This window comes from Lacticaseibacillus saniviri JCM 17471 = DSM 24301 (assembly GCF_001311785.1).
Taxonomy (GTDB): domain Bacteria; phylum Bacillota; class Bacilli; order Lactobacillales; family Lactobacillaceae; genus Lacticaseibacillus; species Lacticaseibacillus saniviri.
Map to the genome: position 1 here is coordinate 1 of NZ_BBBX01000033.1, position 9,957 is coordinate 9,957.

A 9,957-nucleotide genomic window follows, 5' to 3' on the forward strand; every position below is an offset into this window, starting at 1 on the left:
AACAAATACGGTTTAAAGCATAACAAACAATTAAACATGATAGCCAGTTTTGAGAGCTCAAAGTTCTCATAAGTGTGGTGGCGATAGCGAGAAGGATACACCTGTTCCCATGCCGAACACAGAAGTTAAGCTTCTCTACGCCGATAGTAGTTGGTGGGAAACTGCCTGCGAGGGTAGGAAGTTGCCACGCTTGATTCCGGTTTAGCTCAGTTGGTAGAGCACCTGACTGTTAATCAGGTTGTCGTCAGTTCGAGCCTGACAACCGGAGTAATTAAAAAGATGAGTTACAAGAAATTGTAACTCATCTTTTTTTGTGCGTTCAGATATTATGCAAAGCACAAATCGTCTCGCTGGTCGGAAAAAGATGAACAGGCTATACTAAATGAAGAAAAGAGAGGGGCGGTAAAATGCGTGCAACATTACAGCAGATTGGGGATCAAGTTGGTCTCGTCATTCCAAAAGAGTTTAACTTGAAAGTGGGCCAAGTGGTGGAACTGACGAAGATGTCACAATCACTTGTGTTAACACCAGTAGAAGATGGGTTATTCGATGACGAGTCAGATTGGGAAGGTTTCCGAGACAGTGTCAGCGATGAAGACGATGAATGGGATCAATTGGGGGAATAGCCATGTACATACCAAAGCAAGGCGATATTGTCTATCTGTCATTTGATCCATCAGTCGGACATGAAATTCGCAACGTCGGCCAGCCCTAATTGTCAGTAAAGATGAGTTCAATCATCTGACTGGGTTCTGTCTGGCATGTCCAATTACCAGCACACAGCGGCCATTTGGCACGTACGTGAATATCGTATCGCCAGGTGAAGTGAAGGGCGACATTGTCACGCATCAGCTGCGCTCAATGGATTACACGAAGCGTGATATTCAGTTCGTTGAACACGTTGATCCAACAACTTGGGCAAAAACGCTGGCTGTTGTGCGGCAATTTATTTGATTAGCTAAAAAGAAGCGACGAACCGGATTTGCGGTTGTCGCTTCTTTTTTCTTTATTGGTTACGGGCAGTGATCCGGTGTTGGTGTGCTTGTGGGGTTTCTATTTCATCGAGAATCAGTAGCGCAAGGTTGCCACTGGAGAGAACAGATTGGCCCTGGTCATCAAATAATAGGGTGTCTTCGCCGCGGACGTAGGCTGTTGCATCACCAGCTTCAAAGGTTTGGCTAGGTGATACGGCTAACCAATTCACATTAGTGACGTGGCGCAGAAATTCGAGTTCGGCATACTGATTCTCCGGGGTCGCAATCCAAGCTTCGTGGCCGGGTAATTTGATTAAGTGATCATATAATAACCCGCCATCTGGATGGGTGAGACTCGCCGCACCAGTGATAAAAATCACACGCGGTTGCGTCGTTTCCCGCAGTTCATGAATGAGATGGGTCGCAAGATCAATGTGCAGATACGCTTGCTTGATTGGCGCATTAAATGCGTCAACGACGACATCATACGCGACCAGGTCTTCTTTAGTTAACGTGAACGCATCGTGTTCTACGATGTGAGCTTCTGCGCCCAGTATTGATTTGGCTTTCTCCGCGTGGCGTACGATACCAGTGACCTCATGCCCGCGTTTTGTGGCTTCTTTAAAAATGGCTTGCCCTGCGTTGCCAGAGGCGCCAATCACAGCAATTTTCATCATAATCCCTCCCACTATTTAGAAGTAAGTGTATCCTGATTCACCACCAGAAACAACTCTGAGAATTTCAGCGAAAAGTCCGCCAAACCCTTTACAACTACCGGCTTTTTCCGGTATAATCAGTTTTGTTGTGAAATGGCCCGTTGGTCAAGTGGTTAAGACACCGCCCTTTCACGGCGGTAACATGGGTTCAAATCCCGTACGGGTCATTGCCGGCTTAGCTCAGCTGGTAGAGCATCGGTATCGTAAACCGAGGGTCACAGGTTCAAGTCCTGCAGCCGGCATAATCATTTCAAAAAAGACAATCGTTGATGACAGCGATTGTCTTTTTTGTGTGCAATTATCCTTCATTTCACGTTATGGCTATAGGCCATGTGGGAAGTATTGCTTCAACATTTGACCGGCCATCTGGTGTTCTGTTCGATCTGGGGCAATTTGGCCGGCTTTGCGCAATGCCTTGGCTGCACCAGCGTTTACCCGAATCTTGTTATCGGTCATTCCCTTGATGGCTGCGTCAACGAGATCGCTGAGCTTCATGTTACCGGAAGCTTCTGTTGTCACTGTGCTCTCAAGATTCGTTTCAGCAACGAGTGGGGGCACAAGTTCCACCACATGGACATGATCATGCTTGGCATAGATCAACTGTTCACGCAGCGCACTGGTAAACATGTGGACGCCAGCCTTAGTTGCGGAATAGAAGGGATGCGCAGCAGAACTCACATTAGCTAAACCAGAAGAGACATTCACGATCATCGCTTCTGGTTGTTGAACCAGTTGTGGCAGGAGCAATTTATCGACCGCAATTGTGCCAATCAGATTGGTGTTGATTTCAGCGGTTAACTCATCGAGTGTTAGTTCTGGATCGAAAAGATCATAAGCGTGCATGATACCGGCCGAGTTGATGACCATATTTAGCTTGGGATAGTTAGTCATTATCCAAGCAGGCAAATCTTTCAAAGTCTCAGGCTTGCTAACATCGGCCTGATAGCTATCAAAATCAGGATTGTCACGCAATATCTCAACAATCCGTTTCTCGTTACGGCCTAAAACAATGACTTTATTGCCCATTGTTTGGAGCCGTTGCGCTAAGCCTAAGCCAATGCCTGAAGTACCGCCTGTAATCAAAATTGTATTGTCGGTTAATTTCATTTTTGTGTATCTCCTTCGCGTGAGTTACGTTTTGTTTATTTTTGTAACTAGAATCAGCATAGTCGTTTTGGTTACAAATGTCAAACTTTGTAATTTAATTACCTAAAGTGCGGTATATCAGTGTTCTGTAAGTGTATAATTAAAAACTAATGGTATTAATAATTATTTGTTGATATTCATTAGGTCAATTCGTTAAGCTTAACTTGTAACCGATATCACAAACGAACTCGAAGTGGAGGAGGCGATGTCAATGAAGAAGTCGGGGCTCATGTTATTGAGTCTACTGGGTGGATTGATTGCCAGTAATATGTTCGGCATGGCAGGTCAACCAGTCGTTGCAGTCACAAGCACGTTCACGAATGAACCGGTGTCCGCACTACTGCCGGCTAGTGAATCAATCACGCCAGAGAAAACAGATGACAATGATGATCAAGGAAAAAATCTGAAGAAGCTGTAGATGAGAACGCAGCAAACGAAACCTCCGAGATTGGCACTCAACCGATAGTGGATGAGGAGCAGACACCCCAAGAAGATGAGGCTAGTGACTCTGAGGAAGAAGTAGCAAATGACGCCTCAGACGAGGCAGAGGTTTCATCTGATATGGCGCGAGCTGATGAGGGGTAAATCACAGAGCCTGTAAAGAATGAAGCAGAGTTTTTGGCAGCATTTATGAGAGGAAGCAATGTTCAACTTACTCAGGATATTAATCTCATGACAGATAATAAAGCCATTCTCACTGAATTAAGTTACTCAGGAATTATCATTTCCGGCAAGGACGATACTGGTGAAATTCACACGTTAACATTTTCTCCAATTGATAGACAAACTAGCCCCTTTAAATATGGAGACAAGTTAACAGACAAGATAGTGACTTTTAAAGATATTAACATTAAAAAACGCCAATTTTATGGTGTTTTCCCACAGACGAAAGAAAATAATACAACGATAAGGTTCGATTCTGTGACTTATCTAGGTCCTCAACCTGTTTTTAATCCGCATGGACAGATTGAGTTTGCCGGGAATAACGATTTTACAGTTAACCGCCACGAGGTTGCAGAGGCCAAGTCGATTACTTTCAATGGTGGTAAGACAGTATTACGACATACTGTATCATCTATCACATTCCCCGTTTTGTTTCCTTATCATTACGCAGGAGCATCAATAAAGGTCAAAAATAATGCTAATGTAGTTATTGAAGCAGGTTACAACGTTTTTAAAGACGCTAATGCAGCGTATATTGATGTTTCCGGTAATAGCACGTTGCATATTACAGCTAGGGGTATTTATACTGTTAAGCCCACTGATGCTGCAATTACAGCGGATGATAGAAGCCAAATAGACGTGCATTTAACTAAGGGAATAGGTGCTACATCTAGTGTGGTTCCTCTAATAGCGAATAATAGTAGTGCCATAAGAATAAAGACACAGGATAACACTTACAGCACAGCTTCAAATTCTGATTTCACGGCAAATAATAATAGTAAAATTGAAATTCAGTCCGAAAAAGCAATTAGCAGTGGTGTAATGAGTGGAAAAGTCACTGCAACTGAGAACAGTAATATTAACTTGAGGTCGAGCACTCAAATGTTCGGCACAGTGAGTGGCAACATCACTGCAACTGAGAACAGTAGTATTAGCCTGAATGCGGTCACAAAAGTGTTTGCTACATTTTCATCAGCTGAAATAAGAAGTGGTGCGAAATCGGATGCTCTTGTACAGAATCGGCGTATGCAAGATAAATCAAGTGTGACTTTAGCAAGTCAACAAGGGGTGTTTGGCACCTTGACTGGTGCTCAGATCAAAGTGGAGAAAGATGCGAGGATGAATATTTCAGCACAGCAATTTGCTGAAAATATCACAGAGATGCAAAATACTGATCTGTTTACAGTTGCTGAGAAAGGTACCCTGACCCTGAAAGCTACAGATACATTGTTCAAGGCCATTGCATCATCAGGGACTGTGAGATATAAAATTGATGGTATTCTGAATCAAACGGTTGGACAGATGTACGGCGGGACTCTTTCAAGAACTTTTGATTATCAATTTAACGCCGGTAGTAAAGTGGATATGATATTTACCAGTACTTCATCAAAGAAAAATTTGCAATTTGGCGGTGATTCGACAATGACAATCGGCAATGGCGCTAAAGTTGTATTATCGAATTCAGGCAATACTGCACCAATAATCTCAGGGGATAATAGTGCTAAAAACATTATCACAATTAATCGAGCTCATCTGGAGTTGAATCGTTCTAAGGTGGACGAGAAAGACAGCTCCCATTTTGAGAAAGTGAAAATGGTTTTACCCGACCAGTGTTTCCGCCAAATACAGACAACCGATTTATTAGGTAGTCAACAAAATATCTGTACGTTAACTTTGAGGCAAATCAAAATGGTTCCACACTAACAACAACGGGTAACAATGATACGTTCAGGGACAATTTCAGTAATCAATTGAAGCAACTTATTATTACGGATGTGGAGCGACCCGTTGTGACACCAGCAGCTCTTGAAGTACATCCAGATACGACTAATTTTCCTGTTAGTGGCACCGCAACACCTGGAACTGAATTGAAAGTGAGATTTACTGGGATAGATGGCCGAGATTTAGTAGCTGATGAAGAATTTCTGCATACAATCACTAAAAGTAATGGCGAGTTTTCTTTTTTTATCAATTTTTGATAAACCTTTTGATGTTAATTTTGCTATTATCGTCGAGGCAAATTATTCCGGCGAAGATAAGTTAGAACGACCTGTTGTGGTCTACGTGAAGCAATATGAGCCGGCGGACGTCAACTTTAAAAATGTACCAGATCTGTTTGATTTCGGCGCACAGCCTGTGACAAATACAAATAAAGATATTCAGCCGTTGGTTAAAGGGAAGAAATTTGAAATCCGTGACAATCGCAAACTGGTTGATAGGACAAACGTTCTTATAATGGTTAAGCAAACACAGCCCTTCACTTCGGTGACATCAAAGCATAAGTTGAAAAATGCGCTGTGGAAACGAGAATTTAAAAATTTTGAAGGAAAAGTTGAACCCGAAACAGAGGGCGAGTTCCTGATTACCGATAGTGACAATGTTTTTATGAATATTGAGCCACAAACGGATGAACTCATAACCGAAAGAGATCTCACTTTTTATCTTACTGGTGGGACTAATTCGGAAAAAACCGTCCCTGGCATGATTCAGGCAAACTTTAGCGGAGAACAAAAAGTAATTGGCGAAAAGTACGAGGCTGAATTGGAGTGGACGTTGCTCAACGCACCACCTAATGATTAGTAAAGGAGGAGTAAAAATGTTTCGACTAATTGTTTTTGTCGTCATGTGGCTGGCTCTGTGGCCAGGCATCCCTACTCGAGCAGATACTAGTGGACAAGCAGGTCTACATTTTTCTTATACTGAGGATACCCAACCCAAAGTTCCTGGTGTGGTGAAAAAGACCAGGCCAACGGATACTTTGTTATCGGGAACAGAATTGATGCCACGACTCAGTAACCATAGCCAGATTGAACTTGTTTGGCTGGGTGCAATACTTGTTACACTTAACGGGCAATTACTCTATAGTCATTCAAAAAAGGAGCCGATAACAATGAAAAAACACTTTTCTTATTACCGACACTATTGATTGCACCAATTCTTTTCCAAGCTAATCAACATGTGATGGCAGAAACAGAGGTAGCTAAAAAAGGAACGCCTGGCGCTGTTGAATTTGCACAAGATGATACCCCCTTAAGGTTTGGCGAACTTCCAAATTTTCACTTTGGGATGGATCAACAATATGATCGATCAAAAGAGATGCTGTATTCGTTAGCTACAAACGGGGATGACATAGCCGCTGAGGATTATTCATCAAGTTCCACTGTGCAAATCATAGATAACCGCGGTATTACATCCGACGATGAACCAAATGAATGGGTTCTGCAGGCAATAATGTCCACGCAATTTACAAATGAAGATGGTAAAGAACTTGATAACGCAACCATTGAAATGCACACACCTGATATTGGCCTCAATGGTGGAGCAGCGGGTTCGGTGACGCCCCCAATTGAGCCTGTAGTAGAAATTAGTGAAGGGGGTCCGGTCACTCTTGCAGAAGGGAAAGATGCTGGTGGATTGACTGAACTCAAGTATGGAGAAATTGCCAATAACGACGATCGAGTGAAACTAAAACTGCCCCAAGGAACAAAAGCAGTTATGGGCAAGGTCTACCAAGCCGAAATCACCTGGACGCTGCTTGATGCACCACTTGATGCATCATGAGTATACAAGATTACCTATGTAACTTAACAACACATTAAGGAGTGAGACAATGAGGGGCAAACTAATCTTAGGTCTGTTGGCAATGGTGACGATTGGCTTGTTGCCAGCAACACACGTGAAAGCTGAAAGCAGTAAGGTGCCATTCAGTATTCGATTGCAATATCCATCTAATCAAGTGAATACGAATGCGGGGTACTATGAGCTCAAGGTGACACCTAGTCAGGAACAAACTTTGAGTGTTGTGGTATCAAACACGAGTGATAAGACAATCACGGTTGCCCCTCAAGTCCACACCGCAACCACGAATCTTAATGGGGTCGTGAACTATACGACAGCGGGTAAGTCGGATAAGACACTGCTGTATCGACTCGACAAACTGTTGAAGCCTGAGCAGAAGAAGTATCAGATTCCGGCGAAGAGCTCAGTTGTGGCCAAGCTCAAGCTCAATGCACCGACCAAGGAGTTTGACGGGACATTAGCGGGGGGCTTATCGTTCACACAAACGGATGAGCTCAAGCAAAAGCAAGTGGCACCGCTCAAGTGCGGAATCGATACGCATATGCGGTCGCGGTCTTGTTAAAGAGCAAGACGGCAGTGGTGGCACCAGATCTGAAGTTGGGTGATGTCGAAGTAGGGCAAATGAATGGCACCAACAGCGTGATTGCCAATGTACGCAATGTGAAGCCAGCCTATCTCAATAAGGTCAAGATGACCACTAAGATTTATAAAGAGAAGGGCAAGAAGCCGCTCTACACGCGGAATCAGCAAAACATTCAAATCGCACCTAATAGTGTGATGCCAGCGACGACACCACTCAATAACGATGCATTCGTTCCCGGGAAATATCGCATCGAAATGGTCATCCACGCGGGTAATCGTTCCTGGCGCTTCCAACAAGTGTTTACCATTACTGCGGATGAAGCTAAGAAATGGAATACGGCAACTCTTGGTCACAATCCCATCCCCGATAATCGGCAGTGGTGGTGGTACTTGGGTGGCGGCGCACTCGTTGGTCTGATGATCATTGCTTATCTCATTTACCGCAACCAACGATTGAAACGACAAGTGGCGTAAGTGTTATATACATTGATTCGTTTGCATAGTGAGCCAAATGAACGATTGAAACGACAAGTGGCGTAAGTGTTATATAGGAAAGACTCGAATCTTATTCGGGTCTTTTTTGTTTTTCTTCTGGTATCATGAGCTAGTTCTCATCGTATGTGTGACTTTTCATGAGAACGTACTTAACGGCCTTTAATTCAAGCGATTGTTTTCACATGATATTGTGTTCAGTTTCATTTAGGTATATAATTATTGCTTGTGTTATAAGATTTTGACGAAGATTTCTGCGGCCTAAAAGTCGCTGCAATCATAATTGAGAGGATGTATTTAAGTGGATCATAAGGATAGTGCCTTTTTAGGGCATCCGCGAGGGTTAGCAACATTATCAATGACTGAATTCTGGGAACGGTTCAGTTATTACGGCATGCGTGCCATCTTGCTTTTCTATATGTATTACTCCGTTTCCAAGGGTGGTTTGGGCTTTGATAAGCCAACTGCCATGTCCATCATGTCAATCTATGGCTCGCTGGTTTATCTCAGTAGTGTCATTGGTGGGTTTGTCTCCGATCGACTGTTGGGTAGCCGCCGCACCGTTTTCTGGGGTGGGGTTCTCATCATGTTTGGGCACATTGTCCTTGCATTGCCATTTGGGGCACCCGCACTGTTCATTTCAATCGCATTGATTGTTGTCGGGACTGGGTTGTTAAAGCCTAATGTTTCCGAAATGGTCGGTGGCTTGTACTCTGAACACGATGTCCGTCGGGATTCTGGTTTCTCCATCTTTGTCATGGGGATCAACTTTGGTTCATTGATTGCGCCAATCGTTGTTCCTTGGGCACAAGGCAAGTGGAACTTCCACGTTGGGTTCTCATTAGCTGCTGTCGGGATGTTTATTGGTTTGATCTTCTACGCGATTGATGGGCGTAAGTACATCAATCCAGATGCAAACCAAGCACCTGATCCAATCAAAGCAAACGAACTCAAATCTGTGATCACAAAAGCACTGTTGATGGTTGTTGCTGTTGCTATTATCTTAGTTGTGATGGCATTGACCGGTGTCTTCAATATTGCAAATGTCATCACCTTAATTACTGTCTTTGCGATTGGTTTACCAATCACTTACTTCGTGATGATGTTACGTAGTGAAAAGGTGACAACGGAAGAACGCTCACGGGTTTGGGCGTATATTCCATTGTTCATCGCTGCTGTTATCTTCTGGGCCATTGAAGAATCTGGTTCTGTCGTGCTGGCTTTATTTGCCGCAGAACAGACGCAACTTCAAGTGGGCTCATGGACCATTGAACCTGGTATGTTCCAAATGTTGAACCCATTATTCATCTTGATTTACGGGCCAATCTTCGCTCGTTTATGGGTTCGCTTGGGCAAGCGTCAACCAAGTTCACCAAAGAAATTCTACTTAGGGTTAATCTTTGCCGGTCTGTCATACATTGTCATGGTCTTACCTGTGATGATGTTTGGGACAGGGACAAAGGTCTCCCCACTCTGGTTAGTCTTGAGTTGGGCTGTTGTTGAAATCGGGGAAATGTTAATTTCTCCAGTTGGGTTGTCAGTGACGACCAAGTTGGCACCTAAGGCCTTCTCATCACAAATGATGAGTATGTGGTTCTTAGCCGACGCGGCTGCACAGGCAATCAACGCCCAAATCGTTCGGTTGTACACACCGAACAGCGAAATCATGTACTTCTCAATCGTCGGGATTGTTTCCATCGTTGTTGCGGTTATCTTGGCTGTGATGACACCACGGATTGAAAAGCTCATGCAAGGTGTTAACTAAAATTGATACTTAATGGAAAGCCGCGATAATCCGTCGCGGC

General features: G+C 43.7%; 13 protein-coding genes, 3 tRNA genes and 1 rRNA gene. 15 read left to right on the forward strand and 2 right to left on the reverse strand.

Annotated elements, in window-relative coordinates:
* The first annotated feature begins 73 nt into the window (after nt 1-73).
* The 4 genes from rrf (at nt 74) to JCM17471_RS16855 (ending at nt 954) form a co-directional block, all read left to right on the forward strand.
* Nucleotides 74-190: ribosomal RNA gene (gene rrf / locus JCM17471_RS12480) — 5S ribosomal RNA — on the forward strand.
* 5 nt (nt 191-195) lie between these two features.
* Nucleotides 196-268: transfer RNA gene (locus JCM17471_RS12485), tRNA-Asn, on the forward strand.
* Nucleotides 269-407: 139 nt separating this feature from the next.
* Entirely contained in the window at nt 408-626 is a 219-nt protein-coding gene (locus JCM17471_RS12490) for an AbrB/MazE/SpoVT family DNA-binding domain-containing protein (protein WP_054778097.1), read from the forward strand.
* A gap of 130 nt (nt 627-756) precedes the next feature.
* Nucleotides 757-954 (forward strand): hypothetical protein, encoded by a 198-nt coding sequence (locus tag JCM17471_RS16855; RefSeq protein WP_500778369.1) that lies wholly within the window; start codon nt 757-759, stop codon nt 952-954.
* Nucleotides 955-1,006: 52 nt separating this feature from the next.
* On the opposite strand, the gene JCM17471_RS12500 is transcribed toward JCM17471_RS16855, so the two are convergent.
* Nucleotides 1,007-1,648 carry an NAD(P)H-binding protein gene (locus JCM17471_RS12500; protein ID WP_054778098.1) on the reverse strand — a complete coding sequence of 214 codons (642 nt, stop codon included), beginning with the start codon at nt 1,646-1,648 and terminating at the stop codon, nt 1,007-1,009.
* A 137-nt stretch (nt 1,649-1,785) separates the two neighbouring features.
* Here JCM17471_RS12500 and JCM17471_RS12505 point away from each other — a divergent pair.
* A tRNA-Glu gene (locus JCM17471_RS12505) sits at nt 1,786-1,857 on the forward strand.
* A gap of 2 nt (nt 1,858-1,859) precedes the next feature.
* A tRNA-Thr gene (locus JCM17471_RS12510) sits at nt 1,860-1,932 on the forward strand.
* Between the two features lie 79 nt (nt 1,933-2,011).
* On the opposite strand, the gene JCM17471_RS12515 is transcribed toward JCM17471_RS12510, so the two are convergent.
* A complete protein-coding gene (locus tag JCM17471_RS12515; RefSeq protein WP_054778099.1) occupies nt 2,012-2,797 on the reverse strand; it encodes an SDR family oxidoreductase in 786 nt (261 codons plus the stop codon).
* A 250-nt stretch (nt 2,798-3,047) separates the two neighbouring features.
* On the opposite strand from JCM17471_RS12515, the gene JCM17471_RS12520 reads away from it, so the two are divergent.
* The 9 genes from JCM17471_RS12520 to JCM17471_RS12555 all read left to right on the forward strand — a co-directional run bounded on the left by JCM17471_RS12520 (nt 3,048) and on the right by JCM17471_RS12555 (nt 9,917).
* Complete coding sequence (locus JCM17471_RS12520) at nt 3,048-3,254, forward strand: hypothetical protein (protein ID WP_054778100.1); 207 nt, start codon at nt 3,048-3,050, stop codon at nt 3,252-3,254.
* 200 nt (nt 3,255-3,454) lie between these two features.
* Nucleotides 3,455-5,203 carry a hypothetical protein gene (locus JCM17471_RS12525; RefSeq protein ID WP_054778101.1) on the forward strand — a complete coding sequence of 583 codons (1,749 nt, stop codon included), beginning with the start codon at nt 3,455-3,457 and terminating at the stop codon, nt 5,201-5,203.
* Nucleotides 5,204-5,289: 86 nt separating this feature from the next.
* Nucleotides 5,290-5,478, forward strand: coding sequence for a hypothetical protein (locus tag JCM17471_RS14275; RefSeq protein WP_156321714.1), 189 nt, complete (start codon nt 5,290-5,292; stop codon nt 5,476-5,478).
* A complete protein-coding gene (locus JCM17471_RS12530; protein ID WP_054778102.1) occupies nt 5,447-6,079 on the forward strand; it encodes a hypothetical protein in 633 nt (210 codons plus the stop codon). The genes JCM17471_RS14275 and JCM17471_RS12530 overlap by 32 nt, the downstream gene beginning before the upstream one ends.
* A 16-nt stretch (nt 6,080-6,095) precedes the next feature.
* Nucleotides 6,096-6,425, forward strand: coding sequence for a hypothetical protein (locus JCM17471_RS12535; protein ID WP_054778103.1), 330 nt, complete (start codon nt 6,096-6,098; stop codon nt 6,423-6,425).
* 35 nt (nt 6,426-6,460) lie between these two features.
* A complete protein-coding gene (locus JCM17471_RS12540; protein WP_225354304.1) occupies nt 6,461-7,060 on the forward strand; it encodes a WxL domain-containing protein in 600 nt (199 codons plus the stop codon).
* Between the two features lie 49 nt (nt 7,061-7,109).
* The gene (locus tag JCM17471_RS12545; RefSeq protein ID WP_054778105.1) at nt 7,110-7,640 is read left to right on the forward strand and encodes a DUF916 domain-containing protein; all 531 of its coding nucleotides are present in this window, start codon (nt 7,110-7,112) and stop codon (nt 7,638-7,640) included.
* Nucleotides 7,601-8,134 (forward strand): DUF3324 domain-containing protein, encoded by a 534-nt coding sequence (locus tag JCM17471_RS12550; RefSeq protein ID WP_082395337.1) that lies wholly within the window; start codon nt 7,601-7,603, stop codon nt 8,132-8,134. Before JCM17471_RS12545 ends, JCM17471_RS12550 begins: the two co-directional genes overlap by 40 nt.
* Nucleotides 8,135-8,453: 319 nt before the next feature.
* Nucleotides 8,454-9,917, forward strand: a complete 1,464-nt coding sequence (locus tag JCM17471_RS12555; protein ID WP_082395338.1) for a peptide MFS transporter — start codon at nt 8,454-8,456, stop codon at nt 9,915-9,917.
* Nucleotides 9,918-9,957: the final 40 nt, after the last annotated feature.

Excerpts from the sequence above, each read along its gene's own strand:
- JCM17471_RS12500 (WP_054778098.1), bottom strand. The coding sequence starts at position 1,648 with ATGAAAATTGCTGTGATTGGCGCCTCTGGCAACGCAGGGCAAGCCATT.
- JCM17471_RS12490 (WP_054778097.1), top strand. The coding sequence starts at position 408 with ATGCGTGCAACATTACAGCAGATTGGGGATCAAGTTGGTCTCGTCATT.
- JCM17471_RS12545 (WP_054778105.1), top strand. The coding sequence starts at position 7,110 with ATGAGGGGCAAACTAATCTTAGGTCTGTTGGCAATGGTGACGATTGGC.
- JCM17471_RS12540 (WP_225354304.1), top strand. The coding sequence starts at position 6,461 with ATGGCAGAAACAGAGGTAGCTAAAAAAGGAACGCCTGGCGCTGTTGAA.
- JCM17471_RS12515 (WP_054778099.1), bottom strand. The coding sequence starts at position 2,797 with ATGAAATTAACCGACAATACAATTTTGATTACAGGCGGTACTTCAGGC.
- JCM17471_RS12535 (WP_054778103.1), top strand. The coding sequence starts at position 6,096 with ATGTTTCGACTAATTGTTTTTGTCGTCATGTGGCTGGCTCTGTGGCCA.
- JCM17471_RS12530 (WP_054778102.1), top strand. The coding sequence starts at position 5,447 with ATGGCGAGTTTTCTTTTTTTATCAATTTTTGATAAACCTTTTGATGTT.
- JCM17471_RS12520 (WP_054778100.1), top strand. The coding sequence starts at position 3,048 with ATGAAGAAGTCGGGGCTCATGTTATTGAGTCTACTGGGTGGATTGATT.